This is a genomic window from Ruegeria sp. BG6 (assembly GCF_056538465.1).
Genome location: NZ_JBQFTB010000012.1, coordinates 25,595 through 46,839 on the forward strand (window position 1 = coordinate 25,595; position 21,245 = coordinate 46,839).

The following is a 21,245-nucleotide window of genomic DNA, read 5'->3' on the forward strand; positions in this document are numbered from 1 at the left end:
GGTCCTTTTGGCGTCAGTCAAACTCGGGCTCTTCCCGGTGCAGATCGCGTACGGCATAGGCTGTATCCTGTGCCTTGCTCAGCGTCCACCGGATGCGGGTCGCATACTCCATTGCGCGCCCGGATAGAACGATCTGTTTTGTCGCGCGCGGCTTCAAACGCCCTTTCTCAAGGTAAACGCTTGGCTCGACTGACAATTTTCCCGCGCCATCATGGCGAAAAACCCAGATCTCACCGCTTTTGAGAGCCATCGACACCGCAGCGCCCCCCAAATCCAGCGCTGCATCCACGTCGGGGTGCAGGTGAAACCGGATATCAAACGCGATCCCCGACAGGCCCGAGGCATCCATCGCCTTGTCAAACTGCCGCTTCGCCTTGTCGGTTGCGGTCAGCAAAATGTCCTCACCCACAAGTTCGCGGCCGTCAAAACGCAGTTCAAAAGTACGGGCGTGGGTCAGACCAAACACTTTTGCGTACCCGTCATGACCAGCCATGAAGCGGGTTCCTTCAAAACCGGCCTCAACCTCGGTCAGGATCTGCGAGGGCGCATCGACCAGCGCTTCGTATTCCGTGCCCGGGGCCGGATCGGTCAGGCGGGCGCTGGAGTATCCGTCCAGGCACAGGGTGGAATGCGAAGGCGTCGCCCGCCCGGCCCGACGCCATTCGACCCCGAAACTAGCGCCGGACCCGCAATTCACGACCAACGGCCTGCGTCCGGATGTCAGCTCAAACGCCAGGGTGGAAGCGTGCGCGTTATAGGATGCAGCCCCTTTGGGCGGTGCGCTGGCATCGATGATCACGCTGGTTCTTGCGGCGTAGAGACGGGCATATCCCATTGACAGCCCTGTTGAATGGTCCGGCTTCACGCCACTTTGCGCCAGGGCCTGATCCAGCCGCCCTTCGAGGCCGCGCCCGCCACCATGAAACCGGGCCAGCGCGCCGTCCGAATGCCGCAGACTGCGCAGGGTCGGTGCAATGCGTCTGATCGCGTTCAGCTGAGATCCCGGCGTCCCCCGGCCCAGTTCACTCAGCGCGGCGGATGTCCAGGACAGAAGCGTAAATACCTCAAGCAATTCTTCGGGGTTCCGGGTGCTGATCCCGCCCTGCTTATCCACCTGCCGCTCGCATTCCCGCGACAATGCGCTGAGGGCGGGATCGGCCAGTCTCTCCAATCCCTCCAGCGCCAGACCGGCCTGCACCAGACCGGTCAACGCTTCGAACCGGGGCAAGCCCGGCGTCGCGGCGTGCCAGCGTTTGGACAGATACCACGTTTGCTGCGCCAGAGAGCGGAAGAACAGCCTGCTGTGCTGCTCGTCCACACCGCGCAACAGGAAAATGGCGTGGTTGATCCAGCGGATCACCCGGCGACCTGTCAGGTCGGGCGCCCAGCCGGGTCCCTGCCCCCGGCCATGTGTCGCGATCCAACCCCAGACCCAACGCTGGGCTTTTTCCCGCGCGCGCATGTCTCCAACTGCGGCCAGATCGTCCAGCCAGGCAAATCCGTGACGCTCATTGTCAAAACCGGCACTGGGCGCTGCGACATCCCACAGCCCGGTATCCTGCGCCTCGACCAAGTAACCGGCGAACAGCAGGTTCCCGGCCACCAACTGCCTGCCGCGCGCGAATGAGCCGACAGCGCGGGGTTCGGGCTGGCTGACAAATCCGGTGACCGCCTTCTGGCGCTGGCTGAGGCGCGCGTAGAAACGGTTCTGAAACCGCATCCACCGGTTGGCCATGGTGTCCGACTTCGACATGACGCTTGTTTCTCTGCCCCTTGCGCTCTGCTGGCGCCTGAGACCCAACGATAGACCGGGCGGCGCGTCAAGTCATCGAAAAGCGTGCCTTCAGGCGGATTTGTTCAGGCAGGCGATATAGAACCCGTCCATGCCGCCCCGATCCTCCCAAAAGTCTGGCCGCAGGCGCAACCCGCCTTCCTGCGTGATCCAGTCGGAATCGACACCTTCGATGCCCAGCCCGCCTCGGTCGATCTGCATATCGGGATATTGTTCCAGCGCCTCTTCGACCTGCACCTCGCCTTCATCCGGCAGCAGCGAGCAGGTGCAATAGACCAGCCGCCCGCCCGGTTTCAGAAGGGTCCAGGCATGAGCCAGCATCTGGGCCTGCAATTCGATCAGCCCGCCAAATTCCGAACCATCCTTGGCAAAGGGCAGGTCAGGGTGCCGACGAATGGTGCCCGTGGCGGAACAGGGGGCATCCAGCAGGATGGCATCATATTGACCCTGATGCTCCAACGCGTCGCCGGCGATGACCTTCGCTGACAAACCGGTGCGGGCAAGGTTCTCGCGCACCCGCTCCAGCCGCCCTTCCGAGATGTCCAGCGCAGTGACATCTGCCCCTGCCGCCGCCAGTTGCAACGTCTTGCCGCCGGGGGCGGCACAAAGGTCCAGAATTCGCTCACCCGCTTTTGGCGCCAGCACCCGCACGGGCAAGGCCGCCGCTGCATCCTGTACCCACCACGCACCCCTGTCATAACCCGGCAGGGTCGATACCTGGCCGGCATCGTGAACGCGCATTGAACCCGTTGGCAAAGCCTCACCGGGTCCGGTCGCGCCGGGCTTCAGCGTGATGTCCAGTGGCGCGCCATTGAAATGAGCCCTCTCCATGCCCGCAACGGCATCGGGACCCCAGGCCATGATCAGCGGTTCCCGCAGCCAATCCGGCAGGCGCGGCACCCGCATTCTCGGCCAGGCATCCGGCCCTTCAGCGGCGACTTTACGCAGCACGGCGTTCACCAAGCCCTTTAGGCGTCCATGCTTGCGCGACCGGCCTACGATCTCGACCATGGAGTTGACGACGCCATGTGCCGCCTCACCGTGGCACAATTCGACCGCGCCAAGGCGCAAGGCGTTTTGGACAGTCAGCGCCGGTGTCCGGTTCAGGTGATTGTCCAGCAGGCGGTCCGCCCGTTCCAACCCGCGCAACGTTTGCAGCGCAAGACGCTGAGCCCTTGCACGGTCCTCGGGTTCAAGACGATCCAGCGCGCCTGCGGCCAGGCATTCCGACAGCAATCGCCCTTCTCCCAAAATCTGATCCAGCAGATAGATCGCGCTGCGCCGCGCCGCTGTTGCGCTGTCAGACATGGATTCGCCTTTCCTGTGACCCAAGCCCGCATTGCCAAGGGCGGACGCGGGCGTATATCAAGCCCATGCACGGAAAGGAACCCGATGTCATGACCGATCAGCGCAAAGACCTGCCGCCTGCTGCCCAGCGCGCGCTGGCCGAAGCCGAAGAACGCCGCAAGAAGGCCGAGACCGAAGCCAAGGAAATGCCAAAGGAACTGGGCGGGCGCGACGGTCCCGACCCCGCCCGCTATGGCGACTGGGAGAAAAAAGGCATCGCCATCGATTTCTGATCGTTCAGCCCCGCAAAGCCTGCAGAAAATCAGCAATCAGAGCGCGCTGCTTGTTCGATTTCGCACGCTCTTCGGGCCATGTCAGCCAATAGCCATCCTTGGTCGGCAACTCGGGCAGATCCAGCCTGCACAATCGTCCCGCATGTAAGTCCGAATGGGCCAGAGGCACCGAACCCAGCGCCACGCCGATCCCCTGCCGAGCTGCGGAAATCGCGTGTTCCATCGAATCGAGACTGATCTTTGACGGCGGCAATTCCGCATTGTCCGTCTTGCGGGCCCAGTCCCGCCATGCTGGTCGTTCCCCGCGCAGATCAATCAGCGGCGCGCCCCATTCGACACCCGGCGCGGCCATCGGCACCAGAACCTCACGCGCGATCAGCGCCGCATCGCGCCCGGGCCAGGTTCCGCGGCCGTAGCGGATTTGCAGCCATGTCCGCTCCTCGTCCAGCGACGACCGGCGCGCAACCGAGTCGGTCATCACCCGCACCTTGGGCCGCACCTCCTGAAACCGCGCGACGGCCGGCAGAACCAGTGCGTGGATGTTCGAGGACAGGCCCGCGACACGCAGCTCTCGCGGGGATTTGCCGAACAGGTCCTCCGTATTTCGCTCCAGTGCCTGCAGGCTGTCTTGCACCAGCGGCAGGTAACTTTCGCCTTCAACAGTCAGGGACACGCCGCGCGCTTCGCGCACGAACAATGTTCGGCCCAGCCAGGATTCAAGGTTGCCGATCCGCTGGCTTACCGCCGCCTGCGTCAGGCCAAACTCACGCGCGGCGGCTGAAAACCCGCCAAGACGCCCGGCGGCCTCGAACACGCGCAGCCAATCCAGAGGGGGCAGACCGGCTTTCTTTCTATCCATTAGTTTTTCCGGGCCTCAGCAGAAAGAAGGATTAATTGTATTAATGCCACAAGCACCGTATCTCCTCAACCAAAGCCGCGCTGAACAGGAGATTCCCAATGCTGCGCACCGCCACTTTCACCCCTTCCGTCGTAACTGTCACTTTTGCCGACGCGTCCCAATCGCGCTTTCACGCCATCTGGCTGCGTGACAACGCGCTAGACCCCGACACCCGCGCGCCGGGCAACGGACAACGTCTGATCACCATCGGTGACATTCCCGCAAATGTTTCGGTCAGTGCGGCAGAAATTGTCGGCGGCGATCTGCAGGTCACCTTCCAGCCCGAAGGCAAGACCGTTTCCTTCCCGGCCGACTGGCTGGCCGACCACGGCTATGATCACGATCACGGCGGTGCAGTCGGGCGAGTCGCGCAGGGCATCACAACCTGGGAACGCGGCATGAACGCGCCCTCCGGCGACTGGACTGCGGTTCATGTCAACCCCGGTGCCAAACGGGACTGGCTGGCCGCAGTGGCCGAGTTCGGTTTTGCCAAACTGACCGGCGGTCCCGCCGAACCGGAATCGCTGCTGAAAGTGGCCGATCTGTTCGGTTACGTCCGCGAAACAAACTACGGCCCCTATTTCGAGGTCCGGACCGAGGTGAACCCCACCAACCTTGCCTATACCGGCCTTGGTCTGCAGGCCCATACCGACAATCCCTACCGTGATCCGGTTCCGACGCTGCAAATCCTCTATTGCCTGGAAAACAGCGCCGAAGGCGGTGACTCGATCGTGGTCGATGGCTTCCGGGCCGCTGAAAAGCTGCGGGACCTGAACCCTGAAGGCTTCGCCCTGCTGGCGGGCTATCCGGCAAGGTTCGAGTATAAGGGTTCGGACGGTGTCTGCCTGCGCTCACGCCGCCCGATGATCGAGCTTTCGCCTGACGGAGAACTGATCTGCATCCGCTTTAACAACCGCTCATCCGCGCCGTTTGTGGATGTGCCGTTCGACAAGATGGAAGCCTACTACGCCGCCTATCGACAGTTCGGTGAAATCATCGACGACCCGGCCATGGGCGTGTCGTTCAAGCTGGAACCGGGCGAAAGCTTTATCGTCGACAACACCCGCGTGCTGCACGCCCGTCTGGGCTATTCCGGTGCCGGATCACGCTGGCTGCAGGGGTGTTATGCCGACAAGGATGGATTGCTGTCCACTCTAGCCGCGATGGAGATGGCACAACCGGAGGCGGCGGAATGAAACCCGATTTCTCGACCTTGAACCGCGACAATATCGTGGCTTTCATCGGTGATATTTTCGAGCGCCGTGGCGGAGAGGAGTATCTCGGCGAGCCCGTCACCATGGCTCAGCACATGTTGCAGGGGGCCACGATTGCCGAGCAGAACGGCCAGACCGAAGAGATCATCGTCGGAGCATTGCTGCACGATATCGGCCATTTCACGTCCGAATTCGGCACCTATCATCCCGACGACACCGAGGATCGCCACCACGAGGACGCTGGTGCCGAGGTGCTGGAGCAGTTTTTTCCGTCGGTCATCACCGATTGTTGCCGCTATCACGTCGCGGCCAAGCGCTATCTCTGCGCCACCAAGCCCGAATACTTCAACCGCCTGTCCGCCGCGTCGGTCCACACGCTGGAACTGCAGGGCGGACCCATGAGTGCCGATGAAGTGGCAGAGTTCGAGGCCAACCCGAACCTGAAAGAGATTATTCAGGTGCGGTATCTGGATGAGGCGGGCAAGCGTGCCGACATGGAAACTCCGGAATTCGCCCATTTCGCACCGATGGTGCAGCGTATGGTCGACAGACATTTGGGGGCATCATGAACGCGCCGGAATACATCTTCGAAGCGAGCTCCAAGCCGTCGCTGCCATGGCATGAGGTTCCGCTGATCCGGGCGACGGAGCAGTCGGTAAAAGGCTACGGCTGTCTGGTCGATGATCCTGATACGTTCGAAATCGAAATCGTCCGCTGGCCCCAACAGGGTTGGCGGCCGATCGACGACGGCACCGGTGACGAAGGCGGCTGGGTCGAGGGCACATTCCATGGAGAATGGAAGGGTGATGTGCTTTATGGTCGAAACGAGGCCGTCAATGGTCACTATGTGCTCGGCTGGTCGACCGATCCGCAGCAAGCGCAATCACAACAACAAACCGCGCCGCGCGATCAGGTGTTGTTGTGGCACATGAACTATCACCCGGATGGCGGGCAGATGTTCTGGCCGCTGGACAACAAACCGTTCATCGTGCCTGCCGCGCTGCCCGGCGACAACCTGACCCCCGACAAGGTGGTGGCGTTCTGGTGCGACGGCTCGCGCGGTCTCTATATCCATCCCGGCATCTGGCACGAGGGGATTTTTCCCGTTGAGGACAATCAACGGTTCCTGGACCGTCAAGGCAAAGTCCACGCCCGGGTCAGCGCTGACATCGGGAAGGAATTCGGTGTCTACCTCGCCTGCCCGCTGCGTGCGGACAAGATCAGGGATCTGTGACCAACGCCCGCTGATGGTCGTTACGTCGCCCTGAAATCCAAACCTGCACGGCCAGCAGATAGGGAAGAAAGAACGCGAAATTCTGCACCAGATCAAAAGGGCCCGAAAAATCGGGCTCTGACCCAAGCCCTCCGGTCAGCAGGTACCATAATGTGTAGTGCACACGGTATAACCAAGACCCAAGCGCCAGCCAGAACAGTCGCAATCCCCACGCCCAGTGACCAGCGCGATCACCTGCCACTGCCTTTTGGGCCAGCATCCGAGCCGAAACAAACAGGCACAGGCCATAGAGGAAGAAGCCCACAGACATCACCGGGCCACCAATCGTTCCCCGCAACAGGATATAGGCCATTCCCGCCGCGCCTGTGATCAATGCCAGCGAAATCAGAACAGAACCCAATGCACGGTGAAATCGGTTGAATCCAAGCCGAAGCCTTTTGATCAGTTGCAGCGGCACCAATGCCACCAGCACCGTTCCGGCCAGTATGTGCACCATCATCATCGTATTGCCGATGCTCTGACCGTCGGCAAACAAATAGCTGCGCTGGGCTGCATCGTCAGACAGCCCAATACCGATCATGCCAAACCCATGCACCAGAAAAGGCAGCAGCGTCAGGTAAAACGCCACGAGCAACAGGCCGGACGCCACTGGGGATTTCAGGATACGCATACCCGGACTTTAGCGCCGGCTTGCGACCTGTCTACGGGTCAGAGCCCCAGCACATCCACCATGTCATACTGACCGGGCGCCTTGCCCTGCCCCCACAGCGCCGCCTTCAGCGCACCGCGTGCAAAGATGGCGCGGTCCGAGGCAAGATGGCGCAATACGATGCGTTCGCCGGGGGCTGCGAACAGTACGTCATGCTCGCCGACAACGTCCCCGCCCCGAATGGCGTGGAACCCAATGTCACCGCGCTTGCGCGCGCCGGTAATGCCGTCGCGGCCCCGGTCGGACACATCGGCCAGATTGACGCCCCGTCCTTCGGCGGCCGCCTCGCCCAACATCAGCGCGGTACCTGAAGGTGCATCGACCTTGTGGTGATGATGGCCTTCGATGATCTCGATATCGAAATCCTCATCCAGCGCGGCGGCAACCTTTTTGGTCAGTTGTACCAGCAGGTTGACCCCCAGACTCATGTTACCGGCCCGCACGATTACGGCATGGCGCGCGGCCGGTTCCAGCGCCGCGATCTGTTCTTCGGTCATGCCGGTGGTGCCGATCACGTGCACGCAACGCGCTTGCGCTGCCAGGGCGGCAAATTCCAGCGTCGCCTCGGGTGCGGTGAAATCGATGACAGCCTGCGCCTGCGCGAAAGCCTCGAGCGGGTCATCGGTCACGGCCACGCCCAGCGCCTGCCCACCCATCGCCTCGCCGACATCCTGACCGATCCAGTCGTGGCCGTTACGCTCGACCACGCCGACCAGACGAACCTGATCACTGTCCGTTACGGTCTTGATCAGCATCTGCCCCATACGGCCCGAAGCCCCTGTGATGACGATCCCCGGAATATGGGTCATTGCGCTGGTCCTTTCGCGTTGCCTGCCGGATGGTCGGCTCAAAGCCTCCTACCCCGTTCGCGCCCGCTTGGCAAAGCCCCGCTTTGCGCTTAGATCGGGGTTTATGGCAAAGAACAAATTCCACGATGGCCCCGGCCCGTCCCAACGACAGCTGCGCGTCGGCGAACTGATCCGCCGCACCCTGTCCGAGGTTCTGGCGCGCGGAGATGTCCACGACCCCGACCTGAATCGCATGTCGATCACCGTGGGCGAGGTGCGCACCTCGCCCGATCTGAAGATTGCCACTGCCTACGTGCTGCCGCTGGGCGGCAAAGGGCAGGAGGACGTGATCGCGCTGCTCGCCCGCAACAAGGGCGAGCTGCGGCGCATGGTCGGCAAGAAGGTCGGTCTGAAATTCTCGCCCGATCTGCGGTTCCGGCTGGACGACACGTTCGACCGGCTGGACGACACCCGCCGCATGTTCGATCAGGACGCGGTGCGCCGCGATCTGGACGAGTGATCCGCCCCGCCGTCTCGCTGATCGCGGCCTTCTGGGCCGCGCAAGCCTCTGCGGTGACCTGTGATAAGCTGACCCATGAGGGCAAGCGGTACACAGTCTGCGAGGTGGATGCCGCGAACGAAGATCTGCGTCTGTTTCTGAACGATGAAAACGGCGAGCTGCTGGGGCATTTCTCTTCCGTCAATGATGCACTGAAACCGGGCGACAAACGGCTTGCCTTCGCGATGAACGCGGGCATGTATCACGAAGACCGCTCACCTGTCGGTCACTATGTCGAAGACGGCCAGGAACAGATGCGCGTGATCGCCAATCCGGGCCCCGGCAATTTCGGTCTGTTGCCCAATGGCGTGTTCTGCATTCGCGAGGGTCGCGCCGACGTGTTCGAGACGCTGGATTTCGTCGATCAGGTTCCCGACTGCCGTTTTGCCACACAATCCGGCCCGATGCTGGTCATCAACGGCGAGCTGCATCCGCGCTTCCTGCCAGATTCGACCTCGCTCTATGTGCGCAACGGTGTGGGCACCAGTGCCGACGGCACCCGCGCTGTGTTTGCAATTTCGGATGATTACGTCACTTTCCACGAGTTCGGCGGCCTGTTCCGGGATCTTCTGGGTACGCCCAACGCGCTGTTCTTCGACGGCAATATCTCTCGGATGTATGACCGGGCGAACAAACGGTCCGATGTCGGGTTTTCGCTGGGGCCAATCGTCGGCGTGGTCGAGGATGCGCCAGCAAATTGACAGCAGTGGGGCGATCCGCTAACCCGCGCGCCTCAGCAATCTTCTAGGTGCAGTATGGGACGCAAACGCAAGGGCCGCGATATTTCCGGTTGGCTGGTGGTGGACAAGCCCGCGGGCATGACCTCGACCGCAGTGGTCAACAAGGTGCGTTGGGCGATGGATGCAAAAAAGGCGGGCCATGCGGGTACACTTGACCCTGAAGCGACCGGTGTTCTGGCCGTAGCTCTGGGCGAGGCGACCAAGACCGTTCCCTACATCACCGATGCTTTGAAAGCCTATACTTTCACCGTGCGTCTGGGTCAGGCCACCAACACCGACGATGCCGAAGGCGAGGTGATCGCTGAAAGCCCCGCGCGCCCCTCGGATGACGACATCAAACAGGCACTGGCCCCGTTTCTGGGTGACATCATGCAGGTGCCGCCCAAGTTCTCAGCCGTGAAGATCGACGGCCAGCGCGCCTACAAGCTGGCCCGCGACGGCGAGGATGTGAACCTGTCCGCCCGCCCGTTATGGGTCGAGGAACTGGTACTGGTCGACCGCCCCGATGAAGATCACGTCGTGCTGGAAATGACATGCGGCAAGGGCGGCTATGTCCGTTCGATCGCACGCGATCTGGGCGAGGCACTGGGCTGTCACGGCCACGTCAGAGAGCTGCGCCGCATCTGGTCCGGCCCGTTCGAGGCCGAAGACGGACTGAGCATCGAACAGATCGATGAAATGGCCAAGACCGAGGCGCTGGACGATTACCTGCACCCGCTGGAGACCGGCCTGTCCGACCTGCCCGAGCTGAAATGCACCCCCGAAGGTGCTACCCGCCTGCGCAATGGCAATCCGGGCATGGTTCTGGCATCGGACGTTGAATACGGCGATGAGGCCTGGGCATCACTGGATGGCAAGGCTGTGGCCGTGGGTATCTACAAATCCGGCGAATTGCATCCCAGCCGGGTGTTCGTCGACAGCTGAGCGATGTTCCCCCAACTGGGTTTTGCCGCTACGGTCGGATTACCGATTGCAACGATGGGGGTTCACGTTGGAAAACGATGCGGTCTTCCAATACCTGAAGCTGTTTCTTGAAAACATCTCGATCTGGTCGCTGATCGCCCTGGGGCTGGTCATATGGATCATCCGCAAGCCCGAGCGCCTTAAGGCGATCCCTCGCTACATTTCGTCCGCAAAGCTTGGCGAGTTCGAAGTTCAGCTTCGTGAAGTCAAGCAAAAGCTCGACGAAACAGAGGCGCATGTCGCCGAGTTGGAAGAGGAAAACGCGCGTCTGAACACGTTGTATTCGGCCTTCGACATTCACGCGCCGGTGTCCGAACTGGAAGAAACCCGGCAGTCGCTGAAAGTTCTGGCGGGGAACCTGCCCGATACGGCGCCGATCCATGACGGGTTGAAACCCGGCGCGGACCCTGCAGATGTTTACGTGGCCGCCGAGATTTTGCGGACAAACAGGGACCTGACCTTCTATGACGTTTTGGTTGCCGTCATCGCCCGCATCGCGGCGCACCCAAAACTGGAAGGCCTGCGGTATCATACGGTCTGGACACTGGCTTCGGCGCTGCATCGGATGACACTGGCAGCCGTCAAGCACAGCGACGTACCCAAAGTCACCAAGGACCAGTTGGCTGCGGCCAGGGACGCGCTCACGCTTCTTCGTGACAATCCGCATGTGCAGCTTGATTGTCCCACGAATCCGAAACAGGGCATACGCGGGCCAGCGGGATATGCCTTGAACTGGGTCGACAAAGGTTTGGACAAATACACCGACCGCTGAGCTTGCGCTTGCGAAAGCCGGCGCAATTGGTCACTAACCCATCATGATCACCCGTTCCCACACCAAAGGCGACGCGCCCTCGACCGCCGTGTATTCCGATTGCGAGAACTATCGCTATAGCCTGACACGCATCTGGGATCCGACGGGGCGCAAGGCGCTGTTCGTCATGCTGAACCCATCGACCGCGACCGAGGTACAGAACGACCCAACGGTGGAACGGTGCGAACGTCGGGCGCGGGCATTGGGGTTCGGCGCATTTCAGGTGACCAACATCTTTGCCTGGCGCGACACCGACCCGCGCAAGATGCGAGCCGCCCCCGATCCGGTCGGACCCGAGAATGACGCGGCCATTCTGGACGGTGTCCAATGGGCCGACCAGGTCATCGCCGCCTGGGGCACCCACGGCGCACATCTTGAGCGTGGCCCTGCTGTTGAAAACCTGCTGCGCGGAACCGGCCAGCCCCTGTTTCATCTTGGGCTGACAAAAGACGGGCATCCCAAGCATCCCCTCTACATCGCCTACTCTCAGCAGCCCCAAGCGTGGTGACAAAAGGTTAACCACACCTTCAGGCTTGCTTTGACCAAACTTCTGAATCCATGGGATATTTCACCAGGCTTTCGGAGGATTTTCATGTTTCTGATCGGTTTGCTTGGACTGGCGGCCGTAGGCGGTGCCGCCTACGCGGTCAGCGATATCTTTTCGTCCGAAGATGAAGAATCAGATGACGACGTCGCACCGGATCAGCCGGATGACGCCGGACAGGGGGCATTTCTGGAAATCGACGACAATGTCGATGACCCGGCCCCTCCCGAGGTTGAAGACCTGCCCACCGGAACTGAAGAACCCGAGTTCGAGGGCACTGAAGTCCCCGAAACGGGCGATGACACCGAGACGCAACCAGACGCGGCCGGGGACGATCCGACTGACGTTCAGGACAGCAATTTGATCATCGAAGGCAGCCATGAGGACGACATGTTGTTCGGGGACACCGGCGACGACATCGTGTCCGGTGCAGAAGGCGATGACCTGATTCATGGCATGGATGGGGATGATCTTCTGAATGGCGATTGCGGGGATGACGAGCTTTATGGACATGGCGGTTCGGACGAGATGCACGGTGGGCAGGGTGACGACACGCTTATTGGTGGGCAAGGTGATGACATTCTGACCGGCGGGGAAGGCGATGATGTGCTGCAGGGCGGCTATGGCAATGACACGCTAAGCGGCGGGGCCGGTGAAGACGTCGTTTTCGGCGGCGATGGCGATGATCTTATTTCAGGCGACGATGGCGACGCGGAACAATCAGCAGACTTCCTGAACGGTGGCGCAGGGGAAGACACGATTCTGGCGGAAAGCGGCGATATCGTCACTGGCGGACAGGACGCGGATACATTTGTTCTGAGCACCGAGGACGACGACGATCAGGTCACAGTGACGGATTTTCAGCCAGGTCAGGACAAGTTGCTGATTTCCTGGAACGACGCTGAAGAACCCGATATTCGCCTGGAAACCGACGCCGAAGACGAAAACCTGATCCGGGTGATGGTCAACGGGCAGGATGTGGCGCATCTGCTCGGTGCCGAAGGTATCACGGCAGATGATATCCAGTTGATGACCGATGCAGAACTGGAACAGCTGGGCCTTCCGGACTGAGCCAGGAGATTCCCTTTGCCATTTGCCGCAAATGCGCCTATACGCGCGCATCCGCATCGGAATCGGTGCGGTTTTCTCCATGGGCCTGCGCTGGACGACATCCCGGCCTGCGCCATTCACTCTAACCTTTCAAAGGAGACCCCGATGTCGATCACTGCCGCTGAAAAAACACGCGTCATGAAAGAATTCGCAACCAAAGAGGGCGACACCGGTTCGCCTGAAGTCCAGGTTGCCATCCTGACCTCGCGCATCAACACCCTGACCGAGCACTTCAAGACCCACAAGAAAGACAACCACGGTCGTCGTGGTCTGCTGAAGATGGTTGCTCAGCGCCGTAAGCTGCTGGACTACCTGAAAGGCAAGGAAGAAGCGCGTTACCAGGACCTGATCAAAAAGCTGGGCATCCGCCGCTAATCGCTTTTTGCATTTGTTTCAAACGCCCGCCATTCTGGCGGGCGTTTTTTGTTGTGGCCATCGAACCTCTTTTTCAGAACGGTCGACCCACTCAGTTGACATTGCCAATGGGTTGAGATTTATCCACCTGCACAACTTAAGGTTATGTCAAAAGCCTGTTTAATGCTTCTAATTCTGAACTCATTCGTGCTGTCGCTCCGCGTCACTCCCCGCATGATTTTCCCCATCCTTGCGATCAGCCTCGCCTCAATAGTTGTGTGGATGGTTCTGGATATTTTCACCCTCGGGCTGGCCGGTAATGTCAGCGAGCCGATTACAAGCGCCTTCATCAGCCTGTTCGGGATACGCGCTGCTCTGGCATTGAAGGGGGAAACGCGGCGCACGGATTACAGGGCTTTGGTTCTGTATTCGGTAATGTACGGGTTGTTCTTTGCGGCGGCACTGTGGTGCCTGACCTTCATTGTGAACCTGTCCGCTATCTTGTTTGCCATCTGGCAGGTGGGTGAACCCTTCTCTTGGAGCGCTCTGCAAAATGCAGCCGAAAGCACTCAGGTCGCGTTCGCGCTAATCGCAGTGGGCAGCAAGTGCCACAACCGCGCCGACGGCAGAGCCCGCGCAAGACATCCGCGCGCTGCGCAAATCGCGCGAACGGTCTTTCTAAACGCTTTCGGCACCCTTTCGCTATCGGCATCCGGTTTCCCTTCCCTTCGGGCCAAAACTCATGTATGCGCGCGGGTATCTGAGACGTTGTGCCCTGACCCCGGCACTCGAATGGAAGATAAAGTGGGGTCGGCGGCAATGGGGCCGCCATGCAAACGGGAGACCCGGAGGGCCGGGAGTGCTCCCTTCTAGGATACGCATATGTTTGATGTAACAAAGAAATCAATTCAGTGGGGCGAGGAGACGCTTACACTGGAAACCGGCAAGGTTGCCCGTCAGGCCGACGGCACCGTGATTGCCACGCTGGGTGAAACCAGCGTCATGGCCAACGTGACCTTTGCCAAGCAACAAAAGCCCGGTCAGGATTTTTTCCCGCTGACCGTGCACTACCAAGAGAAATACTATGCCGCCGGTAAGGTTCCGGGTGGTTTCTTCAAGCGCGAGGCGCGCCCGACCGAGAAAGAGACGCTGACCGCTCGTCTGATCGACCGTCCGATCCGCCCGCTGTTCGTTGACGGCTTCAAGAACGAAGTTCTGGTGATGTGCACTGTGCTCAGCCACGATCTGGTCAACGACCCCGACATCGTTGCGATGATCGCCGCCTCGGCTGCCCTGACCATCTCGGGCGCGCCGTTCATGGGCCCGATCGCTGGTGCCCGTGTTGGTTTCGTGGATGGCGAATACGTCCTGAACCCGACTGTGGACGACATGCAGGACCTGCGCCTGAACCCCGAACAGCGTCTGGATCTGGTTGTCGCCGGCACCAAGAACGCCGTGATGATGGTGGAGTCCGAAGCGTACGAGCTGTCCGAGGCCGAAATGCTGGGCGCCGTGAACTTTGCGCACGAGCAGATTCAGCCGGTTCTGGACCTGATCATCGATCTGGCCGAAGAAACCGCTAAAGAGCCGTTCGATTTCCAAGCGCCCGATTATTCGGACCTCTACGCCGCTGTTGCCGCAGCCGGTGAAGAGCAGATGCGCGCCGCCTTCGCGATCACAGACAAGCAGGAGCGCACCGCCGCTGTTGCCGCTGCCCGTGAAGCGATCAAGGAAGCGTTGACCGAGGAACAGCTGGAAGACGCGAACCTGGGTTCCGCGATGAAAAAGCTGGAAGCTGGCATCCTGCGCGGCGACGTCGTCAAAGGCGGCAAGCGCATCGACGGCCGTTCGACCACCGATGTCCGCGCCATCGAAGCCGAAACCTCGCTGCTGCCGCGTACGCATGGCTCCGCCCTGTTCACCCGTGGTGAAACGCAGGCGCTGGCCGTGACCACGCTGGGCACTGGTGACGATGAGCAGTTCATCGACGCGCTGCACGGCAACTTCAAATCGAACTTCCTGCTGCACTACAACTTCCCTCCGTATTCGGTTGGTGAAGTTGGCCGCGTTGGTTCGCCCGGCCGTCGTGAGATCGGCCACGGCAAGCTGGCATGGCGTGCGCTGCAGGCGGTTCTGCCTGCGCCGACCGACTTCCCCTACACCATCCGCGTGGTGTCGGAGATCACTGAATCCAACGGCTCGTCCTCGATGGCGTCTGTCTGCGGCGGTTCGCTGTCGATGATGGATGCAGGCGTTCCGCTGAAAGCGCCGGTTGCCGGTGTGGCCATGGGCCTGATCCTGGAAGATGACGGTGATTACGCCGTTCTGACCGACATTCTGGGTGACGAAGATCACCTGGGCGACATGGACTTCAAGGTGGCGGGTACCGAAAACGGCATCACCTCGCTGCAAATGGACATCAAGGTCGCAGGCATCACGCCGCAGATCATGGAAACTGCTCTGGCACAGGCCAAAGAAGGCCGGATGCACATTCTGGGCGAGATGGGCAAAGCCCTGTCCGAGACCAACGAATTCTCGGTCCACGCTCCGCGCATCGAGACCATGAACATCCCGACCGACAAGATTCGCGAAGTAATCGGCTCGGGTGGCAAGGTCATCCGCGAGATCGTCGAGGTTTCGGGTGCCAAGGTCGACATCAACGACGACGGCGTCATCAAGATCGCCTCGCCGGATGGTGAATCGATCAAGAAGGCCTATGACATGATCTATTCGATCGTGGCCGAGCCGGAAGAAGGTCAGGTCTATACCGGTAAAGTGGTCAAAATCGTCGACTTCGGTGCCTTCGTGAACTTCTTTGGCAAGCGCGACGGTCTGGTCCACGTGTCCCAGATCGAGAACCGCCGCCTCAACCATCCGTCGGATGTTCTGAAAGAAGGTCAGGAAGTGAAGGTCAAGCTGCTGGGCTTTGACGATCGTGGCAAGGTCCGCCTGTCGATGAAAGTCGTCGATCAGGAAACCGGTGAAGAGATCGTCCCCGAGAAGAAAGAAAAGAAAGAGGAAAGCGCAGAGTAATCTGCCCCTTTTTCGGGAATACAGAAGACCCCGGCTTTGGCCGGGGTCTTTTTTATGGGCTTTGGTTTTCAGGTCAGGTTACCGGCGACTGAACGCTCTGGCTCAGCAGGTCGGCGATTTCATCGACCTCTGGCCTGCGCCGGGTCCTGTGCGGGCGGTTCAGGACCAGTGAGAGGCCGCTCTCGCATCTTTCGGGAAATAACGGGCAGAGCAATCCAGTGTTCAGCGCCTGTTCGATCAGGCAGGCATGGCCCATCAAGACCCCCGCCCCGGATTTGGCTTCCTCGACAGCCAGACTGTACAGGGAATAGCGCGGTCCTTTTTGCGGATCAGCCAGCGCCCGCCCGGATTTATCCGACCAAATCGCCCAATCGTCCTGCCATGTCTGATCGTGCAACAATGGAAGGGTGCCCGGATCGCGACCCTTTGCGACGTCTTTGGCCAATGCCGGAGTGCAGACGGGAAAGATGATATCCCTGGCCAGGACCACCTGCTCGGCGCTGCCATCGGGGATGGCGAAGAATACGGACAGGTCGAAAAACTCGCGCGTCAGGCTGGGCGGTGTTTCCAGTGCGGTGACCGAGAAATTGATATCAGGATAGATTTTCCGGATTCGCCCAAGCCGGGCGGGCAGCCAAAGCTGCGCGACCGACGGCAGAGCGGCGATATGGATATCCGCATTGGGTCGCTGGTTCCTCAGGCTTTGCGTCGCGGATGCAAGCGCGTCAAAGGCCTCGGTAAATTCGCGGCTCAGACTGCGGGCAGCCGGGGTCAACTGTACGCCCTGCGCATTCCGGCGGAACAATGTCACCCCTGCCCAGCCCTCCAACGCCTTGATATGCTGGGAAATCGCACCGGGTGTGACGTTCAGTTCATCCGCAGCGGCGACAAAACTGCCGTGACGCGCCGCGGCCTCGAAGGCGCGCAGGGCGTTCATGGGTGGCCCCTTGGGGCGGCGTGGTGAAACGGGCAAATTCCTAGCCTTAGCTTTTCTACGCCAAGAAATAGCAAATCTGATTTGCGCTGTCATTCGAAGTGATCAATCTTGGCCACAAATGGAGGACACAGATATGACAATCGAACTACGGGCCTGGGTTCCTGCGGCATGCGAGACACTTGTGCAGGATATCGCGGCCAGGACGGCACAGGCGTCCTCGGCAGATCTGCTGGGGCGGATTGACCAGCTTGTGGCACGAAACCGGGACATCCACGAGAAAGAGTGCTTCAACCTCAACCCTGCCACAAACGTGATGAACCCGAAGGCCGAGGCATTGCTGGCATCGGGCATCGGCTCGCGCCCTTCGCTGGGCTATCCCGGCGACAAGTACGAGATGGGCCTGGAAGCCATTGAAGAGATCGAGGTGATTGCGGCCGAGCTGTGTGCCGAGATTTTCGATGCAAAATACGCCGAGATCCGGGTGCCTTCTGGGGCGATTGCGAATCTTTACGGCTTTATGGCCACCTGCAAACCGGGCGACACGATCATCGCACCACCCGCGTCAATCGGCGGGCATGTCACCCATCACCTGGCCGGCTGTGCCGGACTGTTTGGCCTGAGAACCATCGAGGCGCCGGTCAATCCCGATGGCTACACCGTCGATCTGGACCAGCTGCGGCAGATCGCGCTGACGGAACGGCCTCGCCTGATCACGATTGGCGGCAGCCTGAACCTGTTTGAACATCCGGTCGCCGAAATCCGTGCCATCGCCGATGAAATCGATGCCAGGGTCATGTTCGATGCCGCACATCAATGTGGGATCATTGCCGGAAAGGCTTGGCGCAACCCACTGACCGAAGGCGCACATTTCATGACCATGAGCACCTACAAAAGCCTGGGCGGACCTGCAGGGGGACTGATCGTCAGCAATGACGCCGAGATTGCGCAGGCGCTGGATCGCATCGCCTTTCCCGGCATGACGGCAAATTTTGACGTGGCCAAATCGGCGGCCCTGGCTGTGACGATGCTGGACTGGCGCGATTTTGGTGCAGAATACGCGGCGTCGATGATCGCGATGGCCAAAGCGCTGGCCGACGCGTTGGATGCCAGAGGGGTTCCGGTTTTTGCGGGTGCCGGGGGCTTTACCGCCTCGCATCAGTTCGCCGTGCTGGCGGAGCCCTTTGGCGGCGGGCAAGCGGCCTCAAAAACACTGCGGCATGCGGGTTTCCTGGCCTGTGGTATTGGGTTGCCCGTTGACGCTGTCGCCGGCGATCTGAACGGCCTGCGCATCGGAACACCGGAACTGGTCCGGTGGGGCATGACTGCCGCTAACGCCGAACAGCTGGCCGCGCTGATTGCAGACGGTTTAGCGAAAAAGGATATCGCAGAACAGGTTTCAGACTGGCGGCAAAGCTTTTCGACCCTGCATTTCATGCACTAAGACGATGCGGGCGCGTGAGCCGCAAACTCATGCGCCTGCGGTTGTTTTCCTCCTACATTACAGCAGCTTGTATCATTGCCAATGGGGCCGATGCCACCGGCGAAATTATTCACTCACGCTGTTCAAATCCACCGTGACCCGAGTTGATCGGGGACCGGCTTTCGTTTGTTCCGATCCGCCCCACATGTGCCCCGTGCATCTTACGGAACAAAGGACATGACCATGATCACCCGTTTCATCCTCGCCTCTGCCGCATTGGGCCTGGGCGTTTCCGCCGCTGGCGCGCAAAGCCTGACCGAGGGCGCTTATATTCAGGGCTTCGCCGGCTACAGCCAGTTACAGGACAGCGATTTTGCGGGCTCGATCGGTAGCGCGAACCAATCGGTGATACCGATTTCGACGCAGGCTATGGGCTTGGCGTGGCAATCGGGACGGAAGTTCCGCAATGGTCCAACGACAGGATCGGAACCCGGATCGAGCTGGAATTGTCCTATCGCGAAAATGATGTGGACGGGGTGAACTTCTCTGGCAACGGTCCGGCGACCGAGGGCAATATCTCGGGCGATGTCACCCAGACCTCGCTGTATGCAAACATCCTGTTCGACATCAAGCAAAGCGGACCGCTGACACCCTATTTCGGCTTTGGCCTGGGCGCGACCTATTCAGATCTGGATTTCGCCTATGGTCCGGGGGTTGAGCTGAACGACAGCGGCACCGATTTCACGGCGCAATTGATTGCCGGGGCGGCGTATGACATCAATGACAACACCGCATTCATCGTCGATGCCCGCTATTCGCGCGCCTTTGATGTTTCGTCCGATCGTTTGGCGCCAAACGGCGCGCTGACCGGGTCGGTCGAGGACGATCTGGATACGTTCAGTATAAATCTCGGACTGCGCTACAGGTTCTGACGCGGTACGGGAAAGTGTTTCCCTCCGGTTTCGCTTTCCCCGCGTGCCCGCGTGATCTATGCACGGGGGCATGCGATCCTTTGTCATTCATATGTCCTCAAGCACAGCGCGCCGCGCCAATGCCGATCAGTTGTGCCAAGACCTTCCCAATGCCGAATTGTTCGAGGCCGTGAACGGTCGCGACCCGGACCAGATCGCACATGTCAGACTGCATCCCGGCAACCTGCACCGCCCCCATTATCCGTTTCCCCTGCGCCCCGCTGAAATCGGCGTCTTCGAAAGCCACAGGCGGATCTGGAAAAAGATAGTCGATGAACAGATCGATCTGGCCATCATCACCGAGGATGATCTGCGCGTAGATCCCCCCCGCATGGCCCAAGCACTGGACATGCTGGACTCTCTTGCGACACCCGACCAATACATCCGCATCCCTGTGAAACAGCGCGAAGTGCCGGTGCAGACCCTGGCCGAGAAGAACGGTTTGAAACTGATCCTGCCAAAAGTCATCGGACTGCAATGCGTGTGCCAGATGGTTGGCCGGCGCGCCGCAGAACGGTTGCTGGCCGCAACCAACGAAATCGACCGCCCCGTGGACACGTTTCAGCAGATGCACTGGCTGACCGGCCAGCCGATCCACACCCTGCTGGGCAGCGGCAACCGTGAAGTGGCGCGGGAAATCGGCGGCTCCACCATTCAGATAAAACCGCCGCTCAGCGACAAGCTGACACGGGAATTCAAGCGCGCTGCCTACCGGGCGAAGCTGCACCTGCACCCACAAAGACCACTGCCGTAAGCAGATAGACAGTACCTTCGGGAGAAATCGCGCCCCGAGGGGCGCGATGGGGGGGGCAACCCCCCCTGGACCCAAGCAGCCGTTACGACGGCGCCTTGGTCTTGCGCAGATATGGGAAGATCGTCTCGAACTCGCCAAACTTCGCTTTGGCGTCTTCATTCGACACGGTGGGCGGGATAATCACATCCTCACCCGGAACCCAGTTTGCCGGGGTCGCTACGCCCTTCGCGCTCATCTGCAGCCCGTCCAGCGCGCGCAGGATTTCAGCAAAGTTGCGGCCGACAGTCATCGGATAGGTCATGGACAGCTTCAGCTGCTTGTCCGGCCCGATGATAAAGACCGACCGCACCGTGGCGCTGTCGGCAGGTGTGCGGCCATCGGGCAGGTAGGCTTCGGCAGGCAGCATGTCAAAGGCCTTGGATACCGCCAGACCGTCATCGGCGATAATCGGGAAACCGGGGTTGGCATTGCCATAGGCCTCGATATCCTTTTTCCATTTCTTGTGATCTTCCACACCGTCGACGGACACGCCGATCACTTTGGTGTTACGTGCAGCCCATTCATCGTTCAGCTGCGCCACAGCCGAGAATTCGGTGGTGCAGACCGGGGTAAAATCCTTGGGGTGCGAAAACAGGATGGCCCAGCTGTCACCGATCCAATCGTGGAACTGAACAGTGCCCTGATCCGTTTCTGCAGTGAAATTCGGGACGGTATCGTTGATGCGCAAACCCATGGGGCATCTCCTTTCCTGTGAAAAAACCGAGTCGGTTGCCGTAAACCTAAACACTTTCCGCAATTGTTAAACCATATGCAGAGCAAAGCAGTCAGCAATTC

General features: G+C 60.4%; 24 protein-coding genes. 17 read left to right on the top strand and 7 right to left on the bottom strand.

Going from position 1 to position 21,245, the window contains the following annotated elements; all coding sequences use genetic code 11:
• Window positions 1-13 precede the first annotated feature (13 nt).
• Both ACR0JW_RS18195 and ACR0JW_RS18200 read right to left on the bottom strand, forming a co-directional pair.
• Window positions 14-1,753 carry a heparinase II/III family protein gene (locus ACR0JW_RS18195; protein WP_480714271.1) on the bottom strand — a complete coding sequence of 580 codons (1,740 nt, stop codon included), beginning with the start codon at window positions 1,751-1,753 and terminating at the stop codon, window positions 14-16.
• 90 nt (window positions 1,754-1,843) lie between these two features.
• Entirely contained in the window at window positions 1,844-3,100 is a 1,257-nt protein-coding gene (locus ACR0JW_RS18200) for a transcription antitermination factor NusB (protein WP_170679848.1), read from the bottom strand.
• An 89-nt stretch (window positions 3,101-3,189) separates the two neighbouring features.
• Here ACR0JW_RS18200 and ACR0JW_RS18205 point away from each other — a divergent pair, with 89 nt between their 5' ends.
• The gene (locus ACR0JW_RS18205) at window positions 3,190-3,372 is read left to right on the top strand and encodes a DUF1674 domain-containing protein (protein WP_170613083.1); all 183 of its coding nucleotides are present in this window, start codon (window positions 3,190-3,192) and stop codon (window positions 3,370-3,372) included.
• 4 nt (window positions 3,373-3,376) lie between these two features.
• Here ACR0JW_RS18205 and ACR0JW_RS18210 read toward each other — a convergent pair whose 3' ends face one another.
• Window positions 3,377-4,231: a LysR family transcriptional regulator gene (locus ACR0JW_RS18210; RefSeq protein ID WP_170613081.1), complete on the bottom strand. Its 855-nt coding sequence runs from the start codon at window positions 4,229-4,231 to the stop codon at window positions 3,377-3,379.
• Window positions 4,232-4,329: 98 nt separating this feature from the next.
• Between ACR0JW_RS18210 and tmpA the strand changes: the two genes are divergently transcribed.
• From tmpA to ACR0JW_RS18225, 3 genes are read left to right on the top strand one after another with little or no spacing between them, the layout of a single operon-like run.
• Complete coding sequence (tmpA, locus tag ACR0JW_RS18215) at window positions 4,330-5,466, top strand: 2-trimethylaminoethylphosphonate dioxygenase (RefSeq protein ID WP_170679850.1); 1,137 nt, start codon at window positions 4,330-4,332, stop codon at window positions 5,464-5,466.
• On the top strand, window positions 5,463-6,053 hold the full coding sequence (gene tmpB / locus ACR0JW_RS18220) for a (R)-1-hydroxy-2-trimethylaminoethylphosphonate oxygenase (protein ID WP_170679852.1): 591 nt from the start codon (window positions 5,463-5,465) through the stop codon (window positions 6,051-6,053). Before tmpA ends, tmpB begins: the two co-directional genes overlap by 4 nt.
• Complete coding sequence (locus ACR0JW_RS18225; protein ID WP_170679854.1) at window positions 6,050-6,718, top strand: ureidoglycolate lyase; 669 nt, start codon at window positions 6,050-6,052, stop codon at window positions 6,716-6,718. The genes tmpB and ACR0JW_RS18225 overlap by 4 nt, the downstream gene beginning before the upstream one ends.
• Here the strand turns inward: ACR0JW_RS18225 and ACR0JW_RS18230 are convergent.
• The gene (locus tag ACR0JW_RS18230; RefSeq protein ID WP_170679856.1) at window positions 6,705-7,388 is read right to left on the bottom strand and encodes a DUF2306 domain-containing protein; all 684 of its coding nucleotides are present in this window, start codon (window positions 7,386-7,388) and stop codon (window positions 6,705-6,707) included. The two genes, ACR0JW_RS18225 and ACR0JW_RS18230, sit on opposite strands and share 14 nt — an antisense overlap.
• Window positions 7,389-7,426: 38 nt before the next feature.
• The gene (dapB, locus tag ACR0JW_RS18235; protein WP_170679858.1) at window positions 7,427-8,236 is read right to left on the bottom strand and encodes a 4-hydroxy-tetrahydrodipicolinate reductase; all 810 of its coding nucleotides are present in this window, start codon (window positions 8,234-8,236) and stop codon (window positions 7,427-7,429) included.
• Window positions 8,237-8,339: 103 nt separating this feature from the next.
• Here dapB and rbfA point away from each other — a divergent pair, with 103 nt between their 5' ends.
• The 9 genes from rbfA (at window position 8,340) to pnp (ending at window position 16,329) form a co-directional block, all read left to right on the top strand.
• On the top strand, window positions 8,340-8,735 hold the full coding sequence (gene rbfA, locus ACR0JW_RS18240) for a 30S ribosome-binding factor RbfA (protein ID WP_170613070.1): 396 nt from the start codon (window positions 8,340-8,342) through the stop codon (window positions 8,733-8,735).
• Entirely contained in the window at window positions 8,732-9,475 is a 744-nt protein-coding gene (locus ACR0JW_RS18245) for a phosphodiester glycosidase family protein (RefSeq protein ID WP_480714272.1), read from the top strand. Before rbfA ends, ACR0JW_RS18245 begins: the two co-directional genes overlap by 4 nt.
• 54 nt (window positions 9,476-9,529) lie before the next feature.
• Window positions 9,530-10,438, top strand: coding sequence for a tRNA pseudouridine(55) synthase TruB (gene truB, locus ACR0JW_RS18250; RefSeq protein WP_170824934.1), 909 nt, complete (start codon window positions 9,530-9,532; stop codon window positions 10,436-10,438).
• 46 nt (window positions 10,439-10,484) lie between these two features.
• Window positions 10,485-11,249, top strand: coding sequence for a DNA repair protein RecN (locus ACR0JW_RS18255; protein ID WP_170613064.1), 765 nt, complete (start codon window positions 10,485-10,487; stop codon window positions 11,247-11,249).
• A 43-nt stretch (window positions 11,250-11,292) separates the two neighbouring features.
• Window positions 11,293-11,796 carry a DUF1643 domain-containing protein gene (locus tag ACR0JW_RS18260; protein ID WP_170613062.1) on the top strand — a complete coding sequence of 168 codons (504 nt, stop codon included), beginning with the start codon at window positions 11,293-11,295 and terminating at the stop codon, window positions 11,794-11,796.
• Between the two features lie 84 nt (window positions 11,797-11,880).
• Window positions 11,881-12,903, top strand: a complete 1,023-nt coding sequence (locus ACR0JW_RS18265) for a calcium-binding protein (protein ID WP_480714273.1) — start codon at window positions 11,881-11,883, stop codon at window positions 12,901-12,903.
• A 144-nt stretch (window positions 12,904-13,047) separates the two neighbouring features.
• The gene (gene rpsO / locus ACR0JW_RS18270; protein ID WP_170613058.1) at window positions 13,048-13,317 is read left to right on the top strand and encodes a 30S ribosomal protein S15; all 270 of its coding nucleotides are present in this window, start codon (window positions 13,048-13,050) and stop codon (window positions 13,315-13,317) included.
• A gap of 162 nt (window positions 13,318-13,479) precedes the next feature.
• A complete protein-coding gene (locus ACR0JW_RS18275; RefSeq protein ID WP_170824936.1) occupies window positions 13,480-14,169 on the top strand; it encodes a hypothetical protein in 690 nt (229 codons plus the stop codon).
• A gap of 9 nt (window positions 14,170-14,178) precedes the next feature.
• Complete coding sequence (pnp, locus tag ACR0JW_RS18280) at window positions 14,179-16,329, top strand: polyribonucleotide nucleotidyltransferase (RefSeq protein ID WP_170679870.1); 2,151 nt, start codon at window positions 14,179-14,181, stop codon at window positions 16,327-16,329.
• A 73-nt stretch (window positions 16,330-16,402) separates the two neighbouring features.
• On the opposite strand, the gene ACR0JW_RS18285 is transcribed toward pnp, so the two are convergent.
• Window positions 16,403-17,266 (bottom strand): LysR family transcriptional regulator, encoded by an 864-nt coding sequence (locus ACR0JW_RS18285; RefSeq protein WP_480714274.1) that lies wholly within the window; start codon window positions 17,264-17,266, stop codon window positions 16,403-16,405.
• Between the two features lie 133 nt (window positions 17,267-17,399).
• On the opposite strand from ACR0JW_RS18285, the gene ACR0JW_RS18290 reads away from it, so the two are divergent.
• The 4 genes from ACR0JW_RS18290 (at window position 17,400) to ACR0JW_RS18305 (ending at window position 20,411) form a co-directional block, all read left to right on the top strand.
• Window positions 17,400-18,707 carry an aminotransferase class I/II-fold pyridoxal phosphate-dependent enzyme gene (locus tag ACR0JW_RS18290; RefSeq protein ID WP_170679874.1) on the top strand — a complete coding sequence of 436 codons (1,308 nt, stop codon included), beginning with the start codon at window positions 17,400-17,402 and terminating at the stop codon, window positions 18,705-18,707.
• 216 nt (window positions 18,708-18,923) lie between these two features.
• The gene (locus ACR0JW_RS18295) at window positions 18,924-19,226 is read left to right on the top strand and encodes a hypothetical protein (RefSeq protein WP_480714275.1); all 303 of its coding nucleotides are present in this window, start codon (window positions 18,924-18,926) and stop codon (window positions 19,224-19,226) included.
• The gene (locus ACR0JW_RS18300) at window positions 19,127-19,618 is read left to right on the top strand and encodes an outer membrane protein (RefSeq protein WP_480714276.1); all 492 of its coding nucleotides are present in this window, start codon (window positions 19,127-19,129) and stop codon (window positions 19,616-19,618) included. Before ACR0JW_RS18295 ends, ACR0JW_RS18300 begins: the two co-directional genes overlap by 100 nt.
• A 70-nt stretch (window positions 19,619-19,688) precedes the next feature.
• On the top strand, window positions 19,689-20,411 hold the full coding sequence (locus tag ACR0JW_RS18305; RefSeq protein ID WP_170679878.1) for a glycosyltransferase family 25 protein: 723 nt from the start codon (window positions 19,689-19,691) through the stop codon (window positions 20,409-20,411).
• Between the two features lie 82 nt (window positions 20,412-20,493).
• Here the strand turns inward: ACR0JW_RS18305 and ACR0JW_RS18310 are convergent, their stop codons facing one another.
• On the bottom strand, window positions 20,494-21,144 hold the full coding sequence (locus tag ACR0JW_RS18310) for a peroxiredoxin (RefSeq protein WP_170613045.1): 651 nt from the start codon (window positions 21,142-21,144) through the stop codon (window positions 20,494-20,496).
• Window positions 21,145-21,245 lie beyond the last annotated feature (101 nt).